The sequence below is a fragment of the Gordonia sp. McavH-238-E genome (genome assembly GCF_022348225.1).
Classification (GTDB): Bacteria; Actinomycetota; Actinomycetes; order Mycobacteriales; family Mycobacteriaceae; genus Gordonia; species Gordonia terrae.
On the sequence record NZ_JAKRFE010000010.1, the window covers coordinates 195,772 to 218,391 of the forward strand.

22 protein-coding genes are annotated in these 22,620 nt (G+C 70.3%); 16 read left to right on the forward strand and 6 right to left on the reverse strand.

What is annotated here, in order from left to right; genetic code table 11:
• Nucleotides 1-9: 9 nt before the first annotated feature.
• Nucleotides 10-1,407: a mycothione reductase gene (gene mtr / locus MHN80_RS17340; RefSeq protein WP_101818696.1), complete on the reverse strand. Its 1,398-nt coding sequence runs from the start codon at nucleotides 1,405-1,407 to the stop codon at nucleotides 10-12.
• Nucleotides 1,404-2,432 (reverse strand): alpha/beta hydrolase, encoded by a 1,029-nt coding sequence (locus tag MHN80_RS17345; protein WP_239402767.1) that lies wholly within the window; start codon nucleotides 2,430-2,432, stop codon nucleotides 1,404-1,406. Before MHN80_RS17345 ends, mtr begins: the two co-directional genes overlap by 4 nt.
• Nucleotides 2,433-2,630: 198 nt before the next feature.
• On the opposite strand from MHN80_RS17345, the gene mqo reads away from it, so the two are divergent.
• From mqo to MHN80_RS17375, 6 genes are read left to right on the forward strand one after another with little or no spacing between them, the layout of a single operon-like run.
• A complete protein-coding gene (mqo, locus tag MHN80_RS17350) occupies nucleotides 2,631-4,157 on the forward strand; it encodes a malate dehydrogenase (quinone) (protein ID WP_064571083.1) in 1,527 nt (508 codons plus the stop codon).
• Nucleotides 4,158-4,204: 47 nt separating this feature from the next.
• Entirely contained in the window at nucleotides 4,205-4,684 is a 480-nt protein-coding gene (locus MHN80_RS17355; protein ID WP_239402768.1) for a GNAT family N-acetyltransferase, read from the forward strand.
• Nucleotides 4,681-6,669 (forward strand): VWA domain-containing protein, encoded by a 1,989-nt coding sequence (locus MHN80_RS17360; protein WP_239402769.1) that lies wholly within the window; start codon nucleotides 4,681-4,683, stop codon nucleotides 6,667-6,669. Before MHN80_RS17355 ends, MHN80_RS17360 begins: the two co-directional genes overlap by 4 nt.
• A gap of 42 nt (nucleotides 6,670-6,711) precedes the next feature.
• Nucleotides 6,712-7,329, forward strand: a complete 618-nt coding sequence (cobO, locus tag MHN80_RS17365; RefSeq protein WP_064571085.1) for a cob(I)yrinic acid a,c-diamide adenosyltransferase — start codon at nucleotides 6,712-6,714, stop codon at nucleotides 7,327-7,329.
• A complete protein-coding gene (locus MHN80_RS17370) occupies nucleotides 7,323-8,804 on the forward strand; it encodes a cobyrinate a,c-diamide synthase (protein ID WP_239402770.1) in 1,482 nt (493 codons plus the stop codon). Before cobO ends, MHN80_RS17370 begins: the two co-directional genes overlap by 7 nt.
• Complete coding sequence (locus MHN80_RS17375) at nucleotides 8,804-10,417, forward strand: GAF domain-containing protein (RefSeq protein WP_239402785.1); 1,614 nt, start codon at nucleotides 8,804-8,806, stop codon at nucleotides 10,415-10,417. The genes MHN80_RS17370 and MHN80_RS17375 overlap by 1 nt, the downstream gene beginning before the upstream one ends.
• A 13-nt stretch (nucleotides 10,418-10,430) precedes the next feature.
• On the opposite strand, the gene MHN80_RS17380 is transcribed toward MHN80_RS17375, so the two are convergent.
• Entirely contained in the window at nucleotides 10,431-11,126 is a 696-nt protein-coding gene (locus MHN80_RS17380; protein WP_004572251.1) for a response regulator transcription factor, read from the reverse strand.
• Nucleotides 11,127-11,267: 141 nt separating this feature from the next.
• Here MHN80_RS17380 and MHN80_RS17385 point away from each other — a divergent pair, with 141 nt between their 5' ends.
• The 5 genes from MHN80_RS17385 (at nucleotide 11,268) to MHN80_RS17405 (ending at nucleotide 16,108) form a co-directional block, all read left to right on the forward strand.
• Nucleotides 11,268-12,275 carry an acyl-ACP desaturase gene (locus tag MHN80_RS17385; protein ID WP_239402771.1) on the forward strand — a complete coding sequence of 336 codons (1,008 nt, stop codon included), beginning with the start codon at nucleotides 11,268-11,270 and terminating at the stop codon, nucleotides 12,273-12,275.
• 41 nt (nucleotides 12,276-12,316) lie between these two features.
• Nucleotides 12,317-12,583 (forward strand): hypothetical protein, encoded by a 267-nt coding sequence (locus MHN80_RS17390; RefSeq protein WP_239402786.1) that lies wholly within the window; start codon nucleotides 12,317-12,319, stop codon nucleotides 12,581-12,583.
• 28 nt (nucleotides 12,584-12,611) lie between these two features.
• Nucleotides 12,612-13,901, forward strand: a complete 1,290-nt coding sequence (cobA, locus tag MHN80_RS17395; protein ID WP_004572248.1) for a uroporphyrinogen-III C-methyltransferase — start codon at nucleotides 12,612-12,614, stop codon at nucleotides 13,899-13,901.
• Nucleotides 13,902-13,987: 86 nt separating this feature from the next.
• Complete coding sequence (locus tag MHN80_RS17400; protein WP_239402772.1) at nucleotides 13,988-15,538, forward strand: DHA2 family efflux MFS transporter permease subunit; 1,551 nt, start codon at nucleotides 13,988-13,990, stop codon at nucleotides 15,536-15,538.
• Nucleotides 15,539-15,568: 30 nt separating this feature from the next.
• Entirely contained in the window at nucleotides 15,569-16,108 is a 540-nt protein-coding gene (locus MHN80_RS17405; RefSeq protein WP_239402773.1) for a pyridoxamine 5'-phosphate oxidase family protein, read from the forward strand.
• Nucleotides 16,109-16,126: 18 nt separating this feature from the next.
• Here the strand turns inward: MHN80_RS17405 and yaaA are convergent, their stop codons facing one another.
• Nucleotides 16,127-16,909 carry a peroxide stress protein YaaA gene (yaaA, locus tag MHN80_RS17410; RefSeq protein ID WP_180819256.1) on the reverse strand — a complete coding sequence of 261 codons (783 nt, stop codon included), beginning with the start codon at nucleotides 16,907-16,909 and terminating at the stop codon, nucleotides 16,127-16,129.
• On the opposite strand from yaaA, the gene MHN80_RS17415 reads away from it, so the two are divergent.
• Nucleotides 16,908-18,638, forward strand: coding sequence for a proline--tRNA ligase (locus MHN80_RS17415; RefSeq protein WP_064571101.1), 1,731 nt, complete (start codon nucleotides 16,908-16,910; stop codon nucleotides 18,636-18,638). The two genes, yaaA and MHN80_RS17415, sit on opposite strands and share 2 nt — an antisense overlap.
• Nucleotides 18,639-18,645: 7 nt before the next feature.
• Here MHN80_RS17415 and MHN80_RS17420 read toward each other — a convergent pair whose 3' ends face one another.
• On the reverse strand, nucleotides 18,646-19,128 hold the full coding sequence (locus MHN80_RS17420; RefSeq protein WP_004572242.1) for a ferritin-like domain-containing protein: 483 nt from the start codon (nucleotides 19,126-19,128) through the stop codon (nucleotides 18,646-18,648).
• On the reverse strand, nucleotides 19,125-19,688 hold the full coding sequence (locus MHN80_RS17425; RefSeq protein ID WP_308219785.1) for a hypothetical protein: 564 nt from the start codon (nucleotides 19,686-19,688) through the stop codon (nucleotides 19,125-19,127). The genes MHN80_RS17420 and MHN80_RS17425 overlap by 4 nt, the downstream gene beginning before the upstream one ends.
• Before the next feature lie 96 nt (nucleotides 19,689-19,784).
• Here MHN80_RS17425 and rimP point away from each other — a divergent pair, with 96 nt between their 5' ends.
• The 4 genes from rimP to MHN80_RS17445 form a co-directional block, all read left to right on the forward strand.
• Nucleotides 19,785-20,381 (forward strand): ribosome maturation factor RimP, encoded by a 597-nt coding sequence (gene rimP, locus MHN80_RS17430; RefSeq protein WP_239402774.1) that lies wholly within the window; start codon nucleotides 19,785-19,787, stop codon nucleotides 20,379-20,381.
• 16 nt (nucleotides 20,382-20,397) lie between these two features.
• Nucleotides 20,398-21,408 carry a transcription termination factor NusA gene (nusA, locus tag MHN80_RS17435; protein ID WP_239402775.1) on the forward strand — a complete coding sequence of 337 codons (1,011 nt, stop codon included), beginning with the start codon at nucleotides 20,398-20,400 and terminating at the stop codon, nucleotides 21,406-21,408.
• Between the two features lie 103 nt (nucleotides 21,409-21,511).
• Nucleotides 21,512-21,796, forward strand: coding sequence for a YlxR family protein (locus MHN80_RS17440; RefSeq protein WP_308219786.1), 285 nt, complete (start codon nucleotides 21,512-21,514; stop codon nucleotides 21,794-21,796).
• Nucleotides 21,797-21,895: 99 nt separating this feature from the next.
• Nucleotides 21,896-22,620 (forward strand): translation initiation factor IF-2 N-terminal domain-containing protein (locus MHN80_RS17445; RefSeq protein WP_239402777.1); only part of this gene is annotated, 725 nt, incomplete at its 3' end.

A 22,620-nucleotide genomic window follows, 5' to 3' on the forward strand; every position in this document is an offset into this window, starting at 1 on the left:
GCCGCTCGGTCAGATCTCGAGCCCGAGCAGTGCGTTCTCGAGGACCTCGGGCATCGCCGGGTGGATCCAGTACTGCCCGCGCGCCAACTCGTGTGCGGTCTGTCCGAAGTGCATCGCCTGGATGACCGGCTGGATGACGGTCGGTGCCTGCGGGCCGATGAGGTGGGCGCCCAGCAGCCTCCCGGTGCCCCGCTCGGCGATCAGCTTGCAGAATCCGGTGGTGTCCTCCATGGCCCAGCCGTAGGCGACGTCGCCATAGGCCTGCACCTTGACGGCGATGTCGAGGCCGGCGTCGAGGGCTTCGGCCTCGGTCAGGCCCACCGACGCGATCTGCGGATGGGTGAAGACCGCGGCCGGGACGTACCGATGATCGAAGGTGTCCAGATCGGCTGCATCCCAACCTTTCAGGAGATTGGCCTGGACGACCCGCTGCTCGTGGTTGGCGACGTGCTTGAGCTGGTAGGGCGAGCTGACGTCGCCGAGCGTCCACACGCCGCGCGCGGCGGTGCGCCCGTGCTGATCGCACCGCACCCGGCCCTCGTCGTCGAGTTCGATGCCGACGGAGTCGAGGTTGAGCCGGTCGCCGTTCGGCTGCCTCCCCGTCGCGACCAGGAGCACATCGGCCTCGATCGTCGTGCCGTCGGAAAGCTCCACTCGCACACCGCCGTCGGGCAGGTTCTCGGCGTCGGTGATCGTGGTCTCGAGCCGGACGTCCCACTTCTCCCGGGCGACCTCGGTGAAGCGGTTGGAGATGTCGGCGTCCTGCTTGCGCAGCAGTGCCGGTCCGCGCGCGATGATCGACACATGTGAGCCCAGTGCGCCGAAGACGTGCGCGAACTCGGCGGCGATGTAACCGCTCCCGGCGATGATCAGGCGTTCGGGCAGCTCGGGCAGACGCATGACGTCGTTGTTGGTGTAGTAGGTGACACCCGAGTCGGCGATGACGTCGGGGATGACCGCGCGCGACCCGGCGGCGAGCACCACCTCGGCGGCGAGGACCGTGTCGCCGTCTCGCGTGACCAGTCGATAGCGGCCGTCGTCGTCGCGTCCGTCGAACTCGACGTGGGAGTCGTACACGGTGATGTTCTCGCACCGGTCGACGCGATACTCCTTGCCGCCCTGCGACAGTGGATCGATGCGGCCGAACACGCGCTCGACGATCCCCGGCCAGTCGACCGAGTCCACCTTCGCGTGGACGCCCAGGCGGGCGCCGTGGGTGGCGATCTCGGCCACCTCGGAGGCGTAGACGAACATCTTGGTCGGGATGCAGCCCACGTTGAGGCAGGTGCCGCCGTAGACGCCCTCCTCGAAAATCGCGAGGGTCTTGTCCGCGAACCGGTCGTCGGGGATCGCGTTGCCGCTCCCGGAGCCGATGATGGCCAGGTCGACGACCTGTGTGGCGGTCATAGGGGGTTCTCGCTTTCGGTTGAGAGGACGGCGGACAACCAGTGATCGACCTCGCGATACGCGTGTTCACGAGCGTGCCGGACGGACAGGAATACGTCATGCCGGGCGTCGGGGATCGGCACCGCGGTCACCCGGCCGCCGAGACAGCCGCTCCAGCGGGCGATGTGGGTGACGTCGAGGACGGCGTCGGCGTGATCGGTGGACGCGGAGTAGGTCCGGGCGAAATGCGTTTTGTCCGAACGTAACACGAGTGCAGGAACGCCGACGTCGATGCCGCGGTGCAGGCGCCGCTGCCCGGTGCGGACCGCGTCGAGGAACCCGAAGGTGACCGGGAAGCCGCCCAGCGGTTTCGCCGACAGGTCGTAGTTCCACTCGCCGTGGGCGCTGTCGTGCAGGCTCTCGCCGTAGGCCTGCGAGAGTTCCTTCGGGATCACCCTCGTCGGCGCGACGGCGGCGACCGCCTTGATGAGCATGGTCACCGGGAGCGTGCGCAGGATCGCATCGCCCTGCAGATCGAACCAGGGGGAGTTGAGCAGCAGCCCGTCGACCGCGGCGTGCAGGTCGGGCTCACGCTGTCGCAGCCGGTCGAGCCAGAGCGCGGTGATGAGACCGCCGGTCGAGTGGCCGGCCACCACGACCCGACAGTCGGGGCCGACCTCGTCGAGGATGATCCGGAGCGAGGCGTTGAGCTCCTCGTCGTACATCGCGAGGTCGGTGGTGAAGTGCGGGGTGTGGTGCGCCTGGCGTGACCGTCCGCATTTGCGGAGGTCCACGGCGTAGAACGCGTAACCGCGGTCGACGAAGAAGTCGGCGAGCGGCTCGTGGAAGAAGTAGTCGGTGAAGCCGTGGACGTAGAGCACCGCACCGCGTGCGGGTGACGTCTCGGCTCGGCGCACCAGGGTTGCGGTGACCGGCGACTCGCCGTCGGGGTCGGGGCCCAGCGGGAGCACGCGTTGCCGGTAGTCCTCGAGGAATCGGTCGGGCCGCCAGTCGGCGGCGTCGGATGCGCTCACGGCAGCCAGCATAGTGACAGGTCACCGACTGCTCAGGTGTCGTGCAGCACACAGTTGCACAGGTCGATTCTGTCGGGGGACATGCCATGCTGGACAATGGCGGTTGAGAAGGATCGGGCGAGAAGTGCCCGGTAGAAGAAGTTGCCATCCGGGACGACGTGCCGCGACGAACTCAGGTCACAGTGTCCCACCAGGTGAAGTGGAGTCCAGGTGTCGAAAACGGAGATCACGACCGACGTCGCGTTGGTGGGTGCGGGAATCATGAGCGCCACCCTCGGTGCACTGCTCCGGCAGTTGCAGCCCGACTGGTCGATCAGCCTGTTCGAGCAGCTCGACGCGGCAGCCGCGGAGAGCAGCGACCCGTGGAACAACGCCGGCACCGGCCACTCGGCGCTCTGCGAGCTCAACTACACGCCGAAGACCGCCGACGGTGACGTCAACATCGACAAGGCGCTCACCATCAACGAGCAGTTCCAGGTCTCGCGCCAGTTCTGGGCCCATGCGGTCGACAACGGCATCCTCGGCGACCCGTCGGAGTTCATCAACCCGATCCCGCACGTCGCGTTCACGCACGGTGCGGAGGGGCAGAAGTACCTGCGCAAGCGTTACGACAATCTCGCCACGCAGACCCTGTTCGAGGGCATGGAGTACATCGACGACCCGGCCGAGTTCACCGCGCGGCTGCCGCTGATGTCGCAGGGGCGCGACTTCGCCGACCCGGTCGCATTGAACTGGTTCGATCAGGGCACCGATGTCGACTTCGGCGCGCTCACCCAGCAACTCCTCAACTACGTCGCACAGGGCGCCGACATCTACTTCGGCCACTCGGTCACCAACCTGTCCAAGCAGTCCGACGGCAGCTGGATCGTCAAGGTCCGCAACGGGCGGACCGGGGAGAAGCTGTCCGTGCACGCGAAGTTCGTCTTCGTCGGTGCCGGTGGTGGCGCACTGCATCTGCTGCAGAAGTCGGGGATCAAGGAGGCCAAGGGATTCGGCGGGTTCCCGGTGTCCGGTGAGTTCTTCCGCTGCACCAATCCCGATCTCGTCGCCGAGCACCACGCGAAGGTCTACGGGCAGGCTGCCGTGGGTGCGCCGCCGATGTCGGTGCCTCACCTCGACACCCGGGTCATCAACCACAAGCCCGGCCTGCTGTTCGGTCCGTACGCCGGGTGGTCCCCGAAGTTCCTCAAGAGCGGCAAGATCACCGACCTGCCCGCGTCGATCAAGCCGGGCAACCTGCTCCCGATGGTGTCGATCGCACCCAAGGAGTTCGGACTCCTCAAGTACCTCATCAGCGAGCTCGCCGCCGGCCCCGCCGACCGGGTGAAGACGCTCTCGGAGTTCGTTCCCCGCGCGCTCGGCGCCGACTGGGAGCTCATCACCGCCGGCCAGCGCGTGCAGGTCATCCGCAAGACCGGCGTGGGTGGGCAGCTGGAGTTCGGCACCGCGGTCGTCGCCGCAGGCGACGGCACCATCGCCGGTCTGCTGGGTGCATCCCCCGGTGCCTCGACCGCCGTCCCGGCGATGATCTCGGTGCTCGAGCAGTGCTTCCCGAAGGAGTACGCGGGCTGGTCGTCGAAGCTGTCCGGGATCATCCCTTCCTTCGGCCAGAAGCTGAACGGCAACCGCGACCTGTACCGCCAGGTCTGGGACTGGACGAACAAGTCCCTGCAGCTGACCGAGCGGACCGAGACCCCGGCCGAGACGGGTCGGCTCGCCCCCGCCACCGCCGGCTGATCACTCGCGAGATGAAGTCCGGGCGCGTTGTGTGCTAACCACGACACATGATCTCCGAACCGCGGGTGCATCGCGCCCTGGCCGATGACATCGACGCAGCCACGCTGTATCGGATACTGCGGCTGCGGGTCGAGGTCTTCGTCGTCGAGCAGGCGTGTCCGTACCCCGAACTCGACGGACGGGATCTGGAACCGGCCACGCGACAGTTCTGGATCACCGACGAGAACGGGTCCGGCGAGGCGGGGTCGGTGCTGGCCACCCTGCGTCTGCTGGAGGAACCGCAGGCCGATGGCGGTCAGGTCTTCCGGATCGGGCGGATGTGCACCGAGCGAAACCATCGGGGCCACGGTCTCGTGTCAACCCTCATGACCGCGGCGCTCGACGAGGTCGGGGACCGGCCGTGCCGGATCGAGGCACAGGCCTACCTGACCGACATGTACGGCAAGTTCGGCTTCGCCCGCGACGGCGAGGACTACCTCGAGGACGGGATACCCCACGTGTCGATGCTCCGCGCCGGGTCGCGATGACCCCCTACGGTGAACCTCCCGCCCCTGCCGGTCCACCTGCTGAGGTGCGGTACCCCTTCAGCGCCGTCGTCGGCCAGGAGCAGCTGAAACTCGCGCTGATCCTCTCGGCCATCTCGCCGGGCATCGGAGGTGTCCTGATCCGCGGCGAGAAGGGCACCGCGAAGTCGACGATCGTCCGTGGACTCGGACCCTTGCTGAATTCCCCCGGGGCGGCGGACGAGTCCGCCGGCCGCGTCGTGGAGCTGCCGATCGGCGCGACCGAGGACCGGGTGATCGGCTCCCTCGACCTCACCTCGGTGCTGCGGGACGGCCGCGCGGAGTTCACTCCCGGTCTGCTCGCCCGTGCGCACCGCGGGGTCCTCTACATCGACGAGGTCAATCTGCTCGCCGATCATCTCGTGGACGTGCTGCTCGATGCGGCGGCGAGCGGGCGGGTCACGATCGAGCGCGACGGCGTGTCGCACACGCAGGCCGCCGATTTCGTGCTCGTCGGCACCATGAACCCGGAGGAGGGGGAGCTCCGTCCGCAGTTGCTCGACCGGTTCGGGCTCGCCGTCGACGTGGCGGCCGGTCGCGAGGTCGACGAACGCGTGGAGGTGGTGCGCCGGCGGATGGCCTACGACGCCGATCCGGCATCGTTCGTCGCCGCCCACGCCGACGCCGAACACGAACTGACGCAACGCATTGCGACCGCGCGGGCCGCAGTGGGCGCCGTCGGACTCCCGGACCGGGAGTTGCGGCGGATCGCCGGGATCTGTGCGCACCTCGACGTCGACGGCCTGCGCGGCGACATCGTGGTGGCGCGGACCGCGCTCGCGCACGCCGCCTGGCGCGGTGCCGACGTGGTCGAGGACGTCGATGTCCGCGCGGCCGTCGAGCTCGCGCTGCCACATCGCAGGCGTCGCAATCCCTTCGACGAATCCGGGCTCACCCAGGATCAGCTCGACGAGGCCATGTCGGCGGGCGACGAAGCAGCCGGACCCGAGACGCCCGACGACGACCCGGGACCACCCGAGACGCCACCGCCCAGTGGTGGAGGCGAGCCGCCGGCGGCACCCGAGGCCGGCACGGCACCCGATGCCGCACCCGAGGCCGCCGATGCACCCGACACCGACGACGCCCCGCAGCACGCACCCGGCCCCGCATTCGGCGCGGCGTCGGCCCCCACCGGTCGCCGGCTGAGGACCCTGCGCGTCGACGGCCTCGGCGACGGCGACCCGGGCCGCCGCTCGAAGGCCCGCAGCCGCCGCGGGCACACCACCCACGCCGTCGACTTCGACGCCGCCCGACCGGTCCACCTGTTCGGCACCGTCCTCGCCGCCGCCGGCCGGGCCGCCGGACGCGAGCAAGGGACCGGGCCCGGCAGTGTTCGGATCGCCGCCCCGGATCTGCGGTCCGCGCAGCGGATCGGTCAGGAGTCGAACCTGGTCGTGTTCGTGGTCGATCTCAGCGGTTCGATGACCGCCCGGCGGCGGCTGGCCGCGGTGTCCGAGCTGTGCGTGGAGATGCTGCGCGACTCCTACACCCGCCGCGACCGCGTCGCCGTCGTCGTCGCGCGGGGGTCCGCCGCGACACTCGCGGTGCCGCCCACGAAGTCGGTCGAGATCGCGGTGCGCCGACTGGAGGAGATCCGTACCGGTGGCCGGACGCCCCTCGGTGAGGGTCTGCAACTGGCGGCCGACGTCGTGCAGCGGTGTCGCCGCGCCGAACCCGACCGGCGGCCGCTGCTCGTGGTGCTCACCGACGGGCGGGCCACGTCCGGCCGTGACGCGTCGGGACGGAGCGCGATGACACGCGCACGGGAGGCCGCGGACGGCATCCGGCGGCGCGGCATCGGATCCGTGGTCGTCGACTGCGAGCAGGGAATGGTCCGGCTCGGGTTGGCCGGCGATCTCGCGGCCCACCTCGGCGCGAGCCTGATCCCCATGGACGAACTGTCGGCCACCGCCCTCACCGGACCGGCACCCGCACGCGGGGCGGCCTGACCCGCCACCGAACCGACCACTGACAGCGCGAGGAGAAGTCGAGTGCCCCAAGGAGTTCCGGTCAGCATCCCCGACGACGGGCTGACGACGCGACAGCGCCGCAATCAGCCTGTGCTCGCGGTGCACACCGGCGACGGCAAGGGCAAGTCGACCGCTGCCTTCGGCATGGCGATGCGCGCGTGGAACGCGGGCATGCGCGTCGCGGTGTTCCAGTTCGTCAAGAGCGCGAAGTGGAAGGTCGGGGAGGAGTCGACGATGCTCGCCCTCGATCGGGTCCACGCCGAGACCGGTGCCGGCGGTCCGGTCGAGTGGCACAAGATGGGCCAGGGCTGGTCGTGGCTGCGCGCCAACTCCGACCACGATGACGACCACGCCGCCGCCGCGCAGGCGGGGTGGGCCGAGATCGCCCGCCGTCTCGACGCAGGCGAACACGACTTCTACGTCCTCGACGAGTTCACCTACCCGCTGCACTGGGGATGGGTGGACACCACCGAGGTGGTCGAGACCCTCGCCCGACGTCCCGGACGCCAGCACGTGGTCATCACCGGCCGGCGCGCGCCGGCCGAACTCGTCGACGCCGCCGATCTGGTCACCGAGATGCGCAAGATCGCCCACCCGATGGACGCCGGCCGCAAGGGGCAGAAGGGGATCGAATGGTGACACCCACGGGGGCCACCACCGGGGCTCCGGCCGCCGGTTCGACGCCGGCCGTCGTGATCGCCGCGCCGTCGTCCGGCAGCGGCAAGACGACCGTGACCACCGGCCTCATCGGTGCCCTGCGGGCGGCCGGTCACCGGGTGGCGCCCTTCAAGGTCGGTCCGGACTACATCGATCCCGGGTACCACGCCGTCGCGGCCGGCCGGCCGGGGCGCAATCTCGACCCGAATCTGGTGGGCGCCGACCGTATCGCGCCGCTCTTCGCCCACGGCGCCGCGGGCGCCGACATCGCGGTCGTCGAGGGCGTGATGGGCCTGTTCGACGGCCGCATCGTCGACTCCGGCACCGCGGACGAGGACGGCTCCCTCGGTGTCGGGTCCACCGCGCACGTCGCGTCGATCATCGGCGCGCCGGTGATCCTCGTCGTGGACGCCGCGGGCCACAGCCAGTCGCTGGCCGCCGTGCTGCACGGATTCCTGTCCTACGACCCCTCGGTGTCGATCGCGGGCGTCATCCTGAACCGGGTCGGTTCGCCGCGTCACGAGATGGTGCTCAGGCAGGCGGCCGCGCGGGTGGGACTGCCGGTCCTCGGCGTGCTGCGCCGTCACCCGTCGCTGACGGTGCCCTCCCGCCACCTGGGCCTGATCCCGGCCGCCGAACGCAATGCCGATGCGGTCGCGGCGGTGGACGCGATGACCGAGCACCTGCGCGGTGCCCTCGATCTCCCGGCCATCGTCGCCGCCGCCCGCGGCCGGTCGACACCCGACGCGGCGCCGTGGTCGGCGGCGGAAGCCGTTGCGCCCCATCGCCCCACTGATCTGACCGGGTCTCCGGTGATCGCCGTCGCCGGGGGAGCGGCGTTCACCTTCGGCTACACCGAGCACGCCGAGATGCTGACGGCCGCCGGCGCGCGCGTCGTCGTGTTCGACCCGCTCGTGGACCGGCTGCCGGCCGACGCGGCCGGTGTCGTGATCGGCGGTGGCTTCCCGGAGGAACACGCCGAGGCGCTGGCCGCCAACGAGGTGCTGCGCGCCGACCTCCGCGCGCATGCCGCCGCGGGCCGACCGATCCACGCCGAATGCGCGGGTCTGCTGTACCTGTGCGAGCAGCTCGACGGGCACCCGATGAGCGGCGTCCTCGACATCCCCGGCCACTTCGGCCCCACTCTGACACTCGGTTATCGCGACGCCGTCGCCGTGAGCGACTCGGTCCTGTTCCGGACCGGCGAACGCGTGACCGGCCACGAATTCCACCGCAGCGGGGTCGGGGACGGGGCGCTCGCACCCGCCTGGGCGTGGCGGGACACGGCCGGCCGGGCTTCGACGCACGGGGTGACGACCTCCTCGGTGCACGCCTCCTACCTGCACCTGCACCCCGCGGCGATCCCGGAAGCGCTGTGTCGCTTCGTCTCCCGTGCCGCCGCGGTGGCCCCGGCGAGATCGGCGTCGCGGGCCGGGAACACCGCCGGGATGTCCTGATGCTCGACCATCGGCTCCGGGAGACGCTCGACGCGTTGGCCGACCACGGCGCCGACGACCCGGCGCTGCTCCGGGAACTGCTGGAGGCGGTCCTCGTCGTCGGGCAGGGCGTCGAACTCGACCGGGCGCTGCAGCGCATCGTCGAGGTCGCGGCGGGGCTGGTCGATGCCCAGTACGGCGCCCTCGGCGTGCGCGGTCCCGACGGCGGCCTGAGTGAGTTCGTGCACATCGGGATCACCGATGCCCAGCGGGCCACCATGGGGCACCTCCCCGTCGGACGCGGGGTGCTGGGCCTGCTCATCGACGACCCCCGCCTGCACCGCATCCACGACCTCGGCGCCCACCCGACCTCGGTCGGCTTCCCGCCGAACCACCCGCCGATGCACACGTTCCTCGGGGCGCCGATCATGGTGCGCGGGGAGGTCTTCGGCAGTATCTACCTGACCGAGAAGCGGTCCGCGGAGGACTTCTCCGAGGTCGACGAGACCGTCGTCGCGGTGCTCGCGGTCGCCGCGGGGATCGCCGTCGACAATGCGGGCCTGTTCGAGCGGGCCCGCACCCGGCACCGCTGGATGCAGGTCCTCGCCCGGCGCGGGTCGGAGCCGCTCGCCGGAATCGCGCTGTCGGACACCATGTCCCGCATGTGTGCCGACGTCGCCGATCTGGTCGGCGCCGTCGACGTGTACTTGTTCACCGAGCTGGCCGGACAGGTGGAACTGCGTGGTCACACCGGTGACCCGGTCGAGGTCGACACCTTCATCGCGCCGGACGTCACGGCCCTGCGGGTGCAGCGAGCCGGTCAGATCGCCGACTCGCTCATCCGCCACGGCGCGCGCTGGACCTCGGTGCAGCCGCTCCAGCGCGCCTCGGGGGCGTTCGGGTGGATGCTCATCACCCACCGCAAACGGCCGTACTGGGACGACGAGGAGATCGCCGGTCTCGCGGGTGTCGCCGAAGTCGCGTCACTGGCGGTGGTCTACGCCGAGCAGCAGCAGATCGCCCGCGATCTGGAGGTCCTCGAAGACCGGCACCGGATCGCCCGCGACCTGCACGATCACGTCATCCAGCGACTCTTCGCGGTGGGGATGTCGGTCCAGACGCTGCTGGCCGGGACCACCGACCCGGCTGCCGCGACCGCGCGCCTCGAACAGATCATGACCGATCTGGACCGCACGATCGCGCAGATCCGGACCTCGATCTTCGACCTGCAGACGGCGTATGGACCCGATGCCGATCCGACACTGCGACGGCGGGTCCTCGACATCGTCGCCGAATTGTCCGGGCACGCATCCATCTCCCCGAGCGTGGAGTTCGACGGCCCGGTCGACACGGTGGTGCCGGATTCCCTCGGACCGCACATCGACGCGGTCCTGCGGGAGGGGTTGAGCAACGCGCTGCGGCACGCGCGGGCCGAGCACATCGAGGTCTCGGTGACCGCCGACGACGTGCTGACGGTCGAGATCAGCGACGACGGCATCGGCATCGGCGCCGACGTGACCTATCGCGGACTGGAGAACCTGACACGGCGGGCCGAGGACTGCGACGGGACGTTCAGCGTCTTCACCCGCACGGGCGGGACGACGCTCACCTGGTCGGTGCCGCTCCTGGGATAGCTCGCCTCCCGGCTCAGTCCCTGCCGTCGCGGAGCTTGGTCGCCATCACCGCGACCTGGGTGCGTCGCTGCATGTCCAGCTTGCCCAGGATGCGCGACACATAGTTCTTGATCGTCTTCTCCGCCAAGAACATCCGCTCGGCGATCTGGCGGTTGGTCAGCCCCTCGCCGATGAGTGCGAACACCTCGCGCTCCTGGTGGGTCAGCTCGGCGAGCGGGTCCTTCTCGGTCTGCTTGCCGTCGCGCAACTTGGCCAGCAGCGCCGCCGTCGACCGGTCGTCGAGCAGCGAGCCGCCCCGGCCGACGGTCCGGACGGCGGCGACCAGGTTGTGGCCCAGGATCTGTTTGAGGACGAAACCCGACGCTCCGGCGAGAACCGCGGCGAGCAGCGCGTCGTCGTCGGCATAGCTCGTCAGCATCAGACATTGGATCCCGGGTTCGGCGGCACGGACGTCCCGGCACAGCTCCACCCCGCTGCCGTCGGGCAGGCGGACGTCGAGGACGGCGACGTCGGGCCTGGTCGCGAGGATGCCGACGAGGGCCTCGCCGACCGACGCCGCCTCACCGACCACCTCGATGTCGCCCGCGGTCCCGAGAAGGTCCCGCAGGCCGCGCCGGACGAGTTCGTGGTCGTCGACGAGGTAGGCGCGTACGGGGGTCGGTGACGCGGTCGGATCGGTGGTGGGCGAATCCGTCGTGACAGGGGCCATGGGTGTGAAAGTACCGGATGTCCGGCTCCGCCAACTCGCGACGTCGGACCCCATCCAGGCGGGACTTTTGCCTCACGAACACCACCCGTCCCGTCGCGCAGAGTGAACGGTACGACCCCCGGCCCGCGACCAGGAGAGCATGTGACAACCCTCATCGGACCCCCCGACACCGACCTCGGCAACCCCGGCATGACCGGCTCGGACCTGCTGCGCGAACTGCTGCCGGTGTGCGAGACCGAAGTCGAACGGCACATGAAGATGACCCGGGACTGGCACCCGCACGACTACGTGCCCTGGGACGACGGACGCAACTTCGCGGCCCTGGGCGGACACGACTGGGATCCGTCGCAATCCCGGCTCTCCGATGTCGCCAAGGCCGCGATGATCACCAACCTGCTGACCGAGGACAATCTGCCGTCGTATCACCGGGTGATCGCCGACAACTTCACCCTCGACGACGCCTGGGGCTGGTGGGTGGGCCGCTGGACCGCCGAGGAGAACCGCCACTCGATCGTCATGCGGGACTACCTGGTGGTGACCCGCGGCGTCGACCCGGTCGAACTCGAAGAGATCCGGATGGCGCACATGACGTCCGGGTTCAACCCGCTGCCCGACGACGACGGCCAGCGCGACCACAGTTTCGACATGCTCTTCGCGGTCGCCTACGTCAGCTTCCAGGAACTGGCCACCCGGGTGTCGCATCGCAACACCGGAAAGGCGTGCGGTGACCCGATCGCCGACCGCATGCTGCAACGTGTCGCGGCCGACGAGAACCTGCACATGCTCTTCTACCGCAACATCGTCGCGGGTGCCCTCGACCTCGTTCCCGATCAGACCATGGCGGCCATCCACGCGATCGTGACGAACTTCCAGATGCCCGGCGCGACCATGCCGAACTTCCGGCGCAACGCGGTGCTGATCGCCAAGGGCGGCATCTACGATCTGCCGCAACACATGTCGGATGTCGTCATGCCCGTCCTGCGCAAGTGGCGGATCTTCGAGCGCGACGACTTCGGCCCGATCGGCGAGCACTACCGCGAACTGCTCGCGGAGTTCCTGGAACAGATGGACATCAAGGTGCGCAAGTTCGAGGAGTCGCGCGAGCGCGCACTGGAACGACAGCGCGCTCGCGAGCAACGGACACAGTGACCGGCATGACAGTGATCGACTCGACGATGGCCGACCCGACCATGACCGATCCGACGATGACCGACCCGGGGCCCTCGGCCACCACACCCGCCGGGTTCACCACCGCGATCGCCATGGCCGAGGCCGCCGCGGATCGCAACCCGTTGTGGTGGAACGAGATCCGGGTGAACGCCGACGACTCGCTGGATGCCGCGTTCTGCACCTCGACCCTGCTCGGCGTGCTCCTGCAGTCCGCGGCCCATCGCCTCGGGGTCCCGGCGGCCGACGTGTGGGCGCACATCCGCTCCACGGGTGAGGTGCCGCTCTGACCCGGCCGTCCCGGTAGTGTCAGCTCCCATGTCCGAGCCTGACTCCGCCCTGTCGAATGTCCCGGGGTCGAATGTCCCAGGACCCCCGCACGCCCCCGGGCCCGACGCCTTCCCCTCCGGCGAGGGGCACTACCTGGTCGGCCTCGACCTCCGCGGACGGAAGGTCGTCGTGGTGGGTGGTGGGTCCGTCGCCCAGCGGCGCCTGCCCAACCTCGTGGCGGCCGGCGCCGACGTCCACGTCGTCGCGCTCGACCCGACGCCCGCCGTCGAGTCCTTCACCGGCATCACCGTCACCCAGCGTCGCTACGTCGACGGGGACCTCGAGGGTGCCTGGTACGCGATGGCCTGCACCGACGACCCGGCCGTCAACGAGGCGGTGGTCGCCGAGGCCGAGCGCAGGCACACGTTCTGCGTGCGCGCCGACGACGCCCGCCACGGCACCGCGGTCACACCGGCGTCCGGGCGCCACCGCGACGTGCAGTTCGGCGTCCTCGCCGGCGGCGATCACAAACTGTCGGCCGCGCTCCGCGCCGCGATCAGCCGCGCGCTGGCCGAGGGTTCGCTCAGCGTCGACGACGCCGCACCACATGCCGCAGGCGTGGCCCTCGTCGGCGGCGGTCCGGGTGACCCCGACCTCATCACCGTCCGCGGGCAGCGGCTCCTCGCCGAGGCGGACGTCGTGGTCGCCGACCGGCTCGCGCCGCCCGAACTGCTCGCCGAGCTAGGCCCGCAGGTCGAGATCATCGACGCCGCAAAGGTGCCGTACGGCCGCGCGATGAAGCAGGAGGCCATCAACGACGTCCTGGTCGAGAAGGCCAAGGAGGGCAAGTTCGTGGTCCGTCTCAAGGGCGGCGACCCCTACGTCTACGGACGGGGCTTCGAGGAACTGCAGGCCTGTGTGGCCGCCGGCGTCCCGGTGACCGTGGTCCCGGGGATCAGCAGCTCGATCGCCGCACCGGCGTCGGCGGGCATCCCGGTCACCCACCGCGGCGTCACCCACGAGATCGTCATCGCCTCGGGGCACGTGCCGCCCGGCCACCCCGACTCGCTGATCGACTGGTCGGCGATGGGCAGGCTACGGGGCACCCTCGTCCTGATGATGGCCGTCGAACGCGTCGACGTCTTCGCCGACGCACTGCTCGAGGGCGGCCGCCGACCCGACACCCCGGTCGCGATGATCGAGAACGGGTCGCTGCCGACCCAACGGCTGCTGCGTACCGATCTCGCCCACGCCGGCGAGGTCGCCGAGGCGGAGGGACTGCGCCCGCCCGCGATCGTGGTCATCGGCGACGTGGCCGCGTTCACCGAGGGCGCCTGACCGAACCGGCACCCGGCCGAAGCGGCGCCCGACCGAATCAACGGGGATTGGCATGTCCCGGCCGTCGGCCGGTACGGTCGTTCTCTATGTCGACTCCCGGACCTGTGAACACCGGAACCGTGAACACTGGAACGGTGAACAGGGAGCAGTTCCGTCCGGTCTTCGGCCTGCCGATCCTGGTGCTGTCCGGAATGCAACTGCTCGTCGTGCTCGACGGCACCGTCGCCGCGCTCGCGCTGCCGAGCATCCGGGACGCACTCGCCCTGTCGGAGTCGAGCGCCAACTGGGTCATCAGCAGCTATGTGCTGGCCTTCGGCGGGCTCATGCTCCTCGGCGGCCGACTTGGCGACACCTTCGGTCGCAAGCGGATGTTCATCGTCGGGGTCGTCGCCTTCACACTCACGTCATTGCTGTGTGGTCTGGCATGGAACGAGGCCAGTCTCCTCGCCGGGCGGGCTCTGCAGGGTGCGTCGGCCGCGATCGCGGCGCCGACCGCGATGGCCCTGGTCGCCACGACCTTCGCGCCCGGCAAACCGCGCAGCCAGGCCTTCGCGGTCTACGCGGCCATGACCGGTGTCGGCTCGGTGGCCGGGCTGATCCTCGGCGGGGTGCTGACCGAGTTGTCGTGGCGCCTGGTCTTCCTCATCAACGTGCCGATCGGTCTGATCGTCGTGGTCGGGGCGATCGTCGCGCTCCGGGAGTCCCAGGGCGAACGACTGCCCCTCGATGTCCCCGGCGCGGTCCTCGGCACGCTGGGCTGCACCCTGCTCGTACTCGCGGTGAACGAGGGACCGAACGGCTGGACCGCGCCGGTCGTCGTCGGGTCGTTCATCCTCGGCGCCCTCGCCCTGGCGGCGTTCATCGTGGTCGAACGTCGTGCCCGCAACCCGCTGCTGCCGTTCTCCCTCTTCGACAACAGCTCCCGCGTCGCCGCACTGCTCGCCATCCTGCTGGCCAGCATGATCATGATGTGCATGGCGGTCTTCATCTCGCTGTACCTGCAGGGCATCCTGCAGTACTCACCGATCCAGAGCGGGCTCGCGGTGGTGCCCTTCGCGTTCGGACTCGGCATCGCCGCGGCGATCGCGTCGAAGCTGGCGCTGATGATCCAGCCGCGCTGGCTCGTCCTGGTCGGCGGCGCGGTGATCCTCGTCGGCTGCCTGTACGCATCGTCGATCGCGACCGACTCGCCGGACTATTTCCCGAGCATCTTCATCCCGGTCGTCGTCATCGGCTTCGGCGTCGGTCTGGCGGTCATCCCGCTGACCCTGTCCGTGGTGGCCGGGGTGGGCACCACCGAGATCGGACCGCTGACCGCACTGGCCCAGGTGGCGCAGAACCTCGGCGGCGCCGTCGGCCTGGTCGTCGTCGGTGCGATGGTGACCTCGCGAGCACTGTCGAAGGGCGGCACCACCGCGCCCGTGGAGACGATGAATCCCGCTCAGCTCGCGGCGCAGGCCGAGGGCTACGGACTGGCCTTCGGAGCCTGCGCCGGCATCGCCGTCCTCGCCGCGATCGTCGTGCTGTTCATGCGGTTCACGCCCGAACAGGTGGCCGAGGGACAAGCCGCTCAGGAAGCCGCCGACGCAGGCGTCGACGCCGAGACGAGCACCCCGGGCCACGACGCCCAGCGATGAGTTGTGGCCGCCGGCGCGGTCGACCTCTGTATGGACGCCAAGAATCTCGCTGACCTCTACGACATCGACACCCTCGACTGGCAACCCGTCGCGGCGCGACTGGCGGCCGGGGTGTCCCAGGCACCCGGCACCGGCGGTCCCGACCGGCACACGTGGTGGATCGCCACGATCAACTCCGACGGCAGTCCGCACGTCACCGGCATCGGGGCGCTGTGGCATCGAGACGCGCTGTGGCTCGAGACCGGACCCTCGACCCGGAAGGCGCGCAATCTCGCGCGCGACCCGCGCTGCACCCTGTCGGTCGCCCTCGACGACGCCGATCTCGTCGTCGACGGGCACGCGCGCCGGATCACCGAACCCGACGTCGTCGCCGAACTCGCAGAGCTGTGGTCGAGTGACGGCTGGCCGTGTCGCGTCGACGAGTCCGGGATCGCGCTGACCGCCGACTTCAGTGCGCCGTCGGCCGGCCCGCCGCCGTGGCACGTCTACCGCGTCGCACCGAGGAGGGCGACCGTTCTGCAGACCGTCGAGCCCGGTGGCGCGACGCTGTTCGAGTTCGACGAGCGGTAGCGCCCCATCGAGTTGGGGTCAGTCGGTCAGCACGACGATGCGGTCGGGAGCCTCGATCTCCACCCGCTGCCCGGCGTCGGCGAGGACCGCGGCCAGTCCGTCGATGTCGCGGACGGTGCGGCGCGTGCGGACCAATTCGCGCGCCATGAGGCCCTTGTAGTGCTTGTTGAAGTGGCTCACCACTTTGCGCGATCCGTCGGCCTGCTCGGTCATGACCGTCGCCGTCACCGCGTCGCGTACCGGTCCGAGCTGGTGGTAGACACCCGACCGCAGGTCCACGACGAAGTCGTCGACCGCGTCCAGCGCGGGGGACAGGTCCGATTTCCACAGCGCTGCCAGGGTCGGCATGCCGGGCAGCTTGGACCCGCCCGAGAGGCGGTAGGCGGGAATCGGATCGGGTGCTCGCACCACGCCGAACAGCGCCGAGCCGATCGCCAGCCGGTCGGCCGCCTTCGTCTTGCCCGCCCGGGTCAGCGACCGGTGGTCGAGCGCGTCGTACAGGACGCCGGTGTAGCGCTCGAGCGCCGGCCGCGTGGGCGAGAGCCAGAGTTCGGCGTTGCGGTCGACCTCGTCGAGCTGGGTGGCCCCGAGACCGAGCGCGGTGCGGCTGGCGTCGAGGTCGGCGGACAGGGCGACGAGCGCCTCGGCGAGCTGTTTGCGGACGGGGTTCAACTCGGGGAAGGACAGCGTGTCGAGATCCAGGGGAGCCCCGCGGCCGCCGTCGGATTTCGTCTCTGAGGGAGGCAGGATGACGAGCACCGCAACACCATAACTAAGCTGGTTGGTCGTGATCACACGCATGTCGACCCTGTTCCTGCGGACCCTGCGCGACGACCCCGCCGACGCCGAGGTCCCCAGCCACAAGCTGCTGGTCAGAGCCGGTTACGTCCGCCGGGTCGCACCCGGCGTGTACTCGTGGCTGCCGCTGGGATTGCGCGTGCTCAAGGCGATCGAGAACGTCGTCCGCGAGGAGATGAACGCCATCGGCGGCCAGGAGATCCTCCTGCCGGCCCTGCTGCCGCGTGAGCCCTACGACACCACCAACCGCTGGACCGAATACGGGGACGCGCTGTTCCGCCTCAAGGACCGCAAGGGTGCCGACATGCTCCTCGGCCCGACGCATGAGGAGCTGTTCGCGACCCTGGTCAAGGGCGAGTACTCGTCCTACAAGGACATGCCGGTCATCCTCTACCAGATCCAGACCAAGTACCGCGACGAGGAACGGCCGCGCGCGGGCATCCTCCGCGGCCGCGAGTTCGTGATGAAGGACGCCTACTCCTTCGACCTCGACGACGACGGGCTCAAGGCCGCCTACAACGCGCACCGCGAGGCCTACCAGAAGATCTTCGAGCGCTTGCGGATCGAGTACGTCATCGTCGCCGCGACCTCCGGCGCGATGGGAGGCAGTGCGTCCGAGGAGTTCCTGGCGGAGTCCGCGGTCGGCGAGGACACGTTCGTGCGCTGCGTCGAGTCCGGCTACGCCGCCAACGTCGAGGCGGTCATCACCCGCGCGCCCGACCCGTTGCCGTACGACGACCTGCCCGCGGCGGTCGTCCACGACACACCCGGTACCCCGACGATCGACAGCCTCGTCGACTGGGCGAACGCGACGCTCGACGGGCAGTACAGCGGCGCCGACACACTCAAGAACGTCTTGGTCAAACTCCGTGCGCCGGGTGGTGATTGGGAGATCACCGGCATCGGCGTCCCGGGTGACCGCGAGGTCGACTTCAAGCGTCTCGAGGCCTCGGTCGAGCCGGCCGAGGTGGAGTTGCTCACCGATGCCGACTTCGCCGCGAACCCCTTCCTGGTCAAGGGATACATCGGACCGAAGGCGCTGGCCGCGAACGGGGTCCGCTACCTCGTCGATCCGCGCGTCGTCGACGGGACCGCGTGGATCACCGGTGCCGACGAGCCGGGCCGGCACTACGTCGGGCTCGTCGCGGGTCGCGACTTCACGCCCGACGGAACGGTCGAGGCGGCCGAGATCCGGGACGGCGATCCGTCGCCCGACGGCGCCGGACCCCTGGTGAGCGCCAAGGGTATCGAGATCGGGCACATCTTCCAGCTCGGCCAGAAGTACACCGACGCCTTCGAGGTCGACGTCCTCGGCGAGAACGGCAAACCGGTCCGCCTCACGCAGGGGTCGTACGGGGTCGGGGTGTCGCGTCTGGTCGCGGTCATCGCCGAGCAGTCCCACGATGACAAGGGTCTGCGCTGGCCGAAGTCGGTGGCGCCGTTCGCCGTTCACCTCGTCATCGCCAACAAGGACGAGGCCGCCGTCGCGGGCGCCGAACAGCTCGCCGCCGACCTCGACGCGGCCGGGCTCGAAGTGCTCCTCGACGACCGGAAAGCCTCTCCGGGTGTGAAGTTCAAGGATGCCGAACTCCTCGGCATGCCGACCGTCGTGGTCGTCGGACGGGGATATGCCAACGGCACCATCGAGATCCGGGATCGCTTCACCGGCGAGGCCGCCGAGGTCGCGGTCGACGCCGCGGTCGACACGGTGGTGGCGGCCGCCCGGGCCTGATCGCGGCTCAGCCCTGTGCGGGAGACCCGGGGAACGCCACCGTGACCGGGCTCTCCTGCAGCACCACCCGCCACCGGGCGGCGCGCACCGAACTCTCGGTCAGTCCGTCGACGCCGATCCGCCGGCCGGTCTCGTCGTCGGCCTGTTCCAGCAATGCGCGATAGGCGACCGTGCAGTCGATCTCGGCGGCGAGGGCCGCGCGGGCCGCGGTGGTCGGATCGGTGACCTCGACGGGAAGCGTGTAACCGGCGGCGGCCGGCGGCGGTGTGTTCCCCGCCGCCTCGATCGCCCGCTCGATCTCGTCGCGACGCGCCCGGTGCGCGTCGGCGTAGTCGGCGACGGTGCGTCGGCGCGATGCGGCGACGAACGCGGTGATGACGCCGTAGGTGAAGACGGCGGCGTTCTCCGCCTCGGCGGCGACGGCGAGCGGATCGTCGGAATCGGCCTGTGCGGCCGGGCTGTTCGGGGTCGTGCTCAGTGGTGAGGTCATGCCAGCTGCACCTCTCGCATCGATGTGACCGCGGCGGCGACGGAGCCGGTGAGCCCGGAGACATACCCGCCCGCGGCGAGGGCGATCGTACGGGCCTGCCCGGTCGCGGCATCGAGATCGGTGCGGAGCCGGGCCAACGACGGTGCGGCGGGGGGCGCGCCCGCAGCCGAGGTCGCGGCGGTCGAGGAGGTGGCCGGGCGATCGAGGGTCGCCGCCACGTCCTGGTCGAGGCGGATGATCTCCTCACGCAGCGCGCGGGCGTGCTGCGCGCGCTGATCGGCCACGACCCCGAGCGCGGTCGCGTAGGCGGGCTCGACGGCGACCAGGGCGCGCGCGGTGCTCTCGTCGGCGGTCGCCGACCGCACCAGAGGCACGAGGTCTTCGGCGAGGAGGGTCTCCGCGGAGGGTGACGAATCGCAACCGGTCAGTCCGACACCGGCCGCGCCGGCACCGATCACGGCGGCACCCGCGAGGAGTCCGCCGCGCAACGCCGTGCGCCGGTCGATCGGGTGCCGCACGGTCCGTCGCGCGATCGGGGGCATGCTCACCCGGGACATCATGCCAGCAGTTCTCCACCCGATCGATCCACTACGATGTTCGGAGCAACGTCGTGCGACACCCGGCACGGCCCGACAACTGAAGACGAGGGGAGTGGCATGCCGATCAGCCCGACGCACGTGAGCGAACTCGTCCAAAAGCTTGTCGCCGAACGGGGATTCGACCTCGAAGACGTCGCGGTACGCACCCGTGACGGCCAGGAGGAACTGTCGATCGTGGTCGACCGCGACGGCGGCAGCGACCTCGACGTCCTCGCCGGCCTCAGCACCGAGATCTCCGACCTCCTCGACGCCACCCCCGCTTTCGCCGACCTCGCATATGTGCTCGAGGTGACCTCGCGCGGCGTCGAGAGCCCACTGACCCTGCCCCGGCACTGGCGCCGCAACACCGGCCGCCGGGTGGTCGTCGAGCTGACGGGCGACCCCGACTCGCCCGCGCGCACGGTCACCGGCCGCATCGGCAGGCTGCTCGACGACCCGGCCCCGGCGGTCGAGGTGGTCGCGAACCACAAGGGACGGATAGCGGTGGAGACGGTCGAGCTCGGCTCGGTGACCACGGCCGTGGTGCAGGTCGACTTTTCCCAGCCCAGCGTCCGCGAACTGGAACTGTGCGGCCTCGAACCGCACGAGATCGAGGCGCGCCGCGCACCCGCCGCGGCACGCCGGCTGGACACGACAACCGAACACGACAAGTGAATAGGAGACCGACGACATGAACATCGACATCGCCGCCCTGCGAATGATCGAGTCCGACAAGGGCATCTCGATCGAGACCGTCATCACGGCGATCGAGACCGCGCTGCTGACCGCCTATCGGCACACCGACGGATTCGCGCCGCACGCCCGCGTCGACGTCAACCGCAAGTCCGGCGCCGTCCGTGTGATGGCACAGGAGGTCGACCAGGACGGAAATGTCGTCCACGAGTGGGACGACACCCCCGAGGGATTCGGACGCATCGCGGCGACGACCGCGCGGCAGGTCATCCTGCAACGTCTGCGCGACGCGGAGAACGAGAAGAACTTCGGCGACCTCGTGGCCCACGAGGGCGAGATCGTCGGTGGCGTCGTGCAGCAGGACTCACGCGCCAACGCCCGGGGCATGGTCGTCGTCCAGATCGGCAGCGACGCCAACTCCACCGAGGGGATCATCCCGCCCGCCGAGCAGGTGCCCGGCGAGGTCTACACCCACGGCGACCGGATCAAGTGCTACGTCGTCGGGGTCAGCCGTGGACCCCGCGGACCCCAGATCACCCTGTCCCGGACCCACCCGAACCTGGTGCGCAAACTGTTCTCGCTCGAGGTGCCCGAGATCGAGGACGGCAGCGTCGAGATCGTCGCCGTGGCGCGGGAGGCCGGACACCGGTCGAAGATCGCCGTACACACCGGGGTCTCCGGCCTCAACGCCAAGGGCGCGTGCATCGGGCCGATGGGTCAGCGCGTGCGCAACGTGATGAGCGAACTCGCCGGCGAGAAGATCGACATCATCGACTTCGACTCCGACCCGGCGGCCTTCGTCGGGAATGCACTGTCACCCGCGAAGGTTGTGTCGGTGACCGTTGTCGACGCCGAACTCAAGGCCGCGCGGGTCGTCGTGCCCGACTACCAGCTCTCGCTGGCCATCGGCAAAGAAGGCCAGAACGCCCGACTCGCGGCCCGGCTGACGGGGTGGCGGATCGACATCCGATCCGACGCCGCGCCGGCCGCCGAGGCGGGGCAGGAGTGACGCGCGCGACGGTCGATTGTCCTCCGCGCGTTCGCTCGCGCTAGACTGATCGATGGTTCAGCGATCCGCCCCACGGTCGCCCGCCGACGGCACACCCATCCGGATGTGCATCGGCTGTCGGCAGCGGGCAGAGGCCGTCGAGTTGGTTCGTGTCGTGGCGCAACTGCGCGTCGGCACCCCGACAGTCGTGGTCGATCCCGCGAAGACCATGCCGGGGCGAGGCGCGTGGCTGCACGCGCGGGCGGAGTGCATCTCCACCGCGACGCGACGCCGGGCCTTCGCCACGGCGCTCCGGACCCCCGGTCTGACCGTGGACCCGGACGATCTCACCGAACAGCTCGGCGCGATCACCCACCAGAGGAAGGCTCCCCGGAGCCAGAACAGGTAGCAGAAGACATGAGCACACCGTGAAGTCACGATGAGCATGTACCGGACTTAAATCGAGGCCGTAGCGGGTGAGCCGCTTGGCCTCCAAGTGAGGAGAGCAGTGGCAGGCAAAGCCCGCGTGCACGAACTGGCCAAGGAACTCGGCGTCACCAGCAAACAGGTGCTCGAGCGACTCAAGGAACAGGGCGAGTTCGTCAAATCGGCGTCGTCGACGGTAGAGGCCCCCGTGGCCCGTCGACTGCGTGAATCATTCCCCGGCAAGGACGGGGGAGCCAAGGACTTCAAGTCGTCCCCGGCCCCCGGCCCGCGTCAGAGCGCAAAGCCCGGACCCAAGCCGTCCGGCACCCCCAGTGCACCGAAGCCCGGTGCATCTGCGACCCCGGCGGCACCCGCCGCCGACCGCCCGAGTCCCGGTCCGCGTACCGGCGGCCCGAAGCCCGGCGCACCCAAGCCCGCACCCGCACCGGTGGAGACCCCGGCGCCGGCTGCGCCCGCACCGGCGGCGGAACGTCCCAGCCCGAAGCCCGCCCCCGCGGCACCCGCCCCGCAGGCCCCGGCCGCGTCGGCGGCACCTGCGGCCCCGGCACCGTCCCCGGGCGCGCGTCCCGGCCCGAAGCCGGGTCCGCGCACCCCGCGGGTGGGCAACAACCCGTACTCGTCGGCACCGGCGCCCGCGCCGCGTCCGGCTGCCCGTCCCGGTCCGGGACAGGGCGGCCCGCGTCCCGGCGGCGGTCGTCCCGGCCCGGCCGGCCAGGGTGGTCCGCGTCCCGGCGGCGGTCGTCCCGCTCCCGGTCAGGGCGGCCCCCGACCCAATCCCGGCAACAT

Excerpts from the sequence above, each read along its gene's own strand:
- mtr (WP_101818696.1), bottom strand. The coding sequence starts at position 1,407 with ATGACCGCCACACAGGTCGTCGACCTGGCCATCATCGGCTCCGGGAGC.
- cobA (WP_004572248.1), top strand. The coding sequence starts at position 12,612 with ATGTCCGAGCCTGACTCCGCCCTGTCGAATGTCCCGGGGTCGAATGTC.
- MHN80_RS17370 (WP_239402770.1), top strand. The coding sequence starts at position 7,323 with ATGGTGACACCCACGGGGGCCACCACCGGGGCTCCGGCCGCCGGTTCG.
- rimP (WP_239402774.1), top strand. The coding sequence starts at position 19,785 with ATGCCGATCAGCCCGACGCACGTGAGCGAACTCGTCCAAAAGCTTGTC.
- nusA (WP_239402775.1), top strand. The coding sequence starts at position 20,398 with ATGAACATCGACATCGCCGCCCTGCGAATGATCGAGTCCGACAAGGGC.
- MHN80_RS17415 (WP_064571101.1), top strand. The coding sequence starts at position 16,908 with ATGTCGACCCTGTTCCTGCGGACCCTGCGCGACGACCCCGCCGACGCC.
- MHN80_RS17390 (WP_239402786.1), top strand. The coding sequence starts at position 12,317 with ATGACCGATCCGACGATGACCGACCCGGGGCCCTCGGCCACCACACCC.
- MHN80_RS17375 (WP_239402785.1), top strand. The coding sequence starts at position 8,804 with ATGCTCGACCATCGGCTCCGGGAGACGCTCGACGCGTTGGCCGACCAC.
- MHN80_RS17355 (WP_239402768.1), top strand. The coding sequence starts at position 4,205 with ATGATCTCCGAACCGCGGGTGCATCGCGCCCTGGCCGATGACATCGAC.
- MHN80_RS17400 (WP_239402772.1), top strand. The coding sequence starts at position 13,988 with ATGTCGACTCCCGGACCTGTGAACACCGGAACCGTGAACACTGGAACG.
- MHN80_RS17420 (WP_004572242.1), bottom strand. The coding sequence starts at position 19,128 with ATGACCTCACCACTGAGCACGACCCCGAACAGCCCGGCCGCACAGGCC.
- MHN80_RS17360 (WP_239402769.1), top strand. The coding sequence starts at position 4,681 with ATGACCCCCTACGGTGAACCTCCCGCCCCTGCCGGTCCACCTGCTGAG.
- MHN80_RS17425 (WP_308219785.1), bottom strand. The coding sequence starts at position 19,688 with ATGATGTCCCGGGTGAGCATGCCCCCGATCGCGCGACGGACCGTGCGG.
- MHN80_RS17405 (WP_239402773.1), top strand. The coding sequence starts at position 15,569 with ATGGACGCCAAGAATCTCGCTGACCTCTACGACATCGACACCCTCGAC.
- MHN80_RS17345 (WP_239402767.1), bottom strand. The coding sequence starts at position 2,432 with ATGCTGGCTGCCGTGAGCGCATCCGACGCCGCCGACTGGCGGCCCGAC.
- yaaA (WP_180819256.1), bottom strand. The coding sequence starts at position 16,909 with ATGCGTGTGATCACGACCAACCAGCTTAGTTATGGTGTTGCGGTGCTC.
- MHN80_RS17380 (WP_004572251.1), bottom strand. The coding sequence starts at position 11,126 with ATGGCCCCTGTCACGACGGATTCGCCCACCACCGATCCGACCGCGTCA.
- MHN80_RS17440 (WP_308219786.1), top strand. The coding sequence starts at position 21,512 with ATGTGCATCGGCTGTCGGCAGCGGGCAGAGGCCGTCGAGTTGGTTCGT.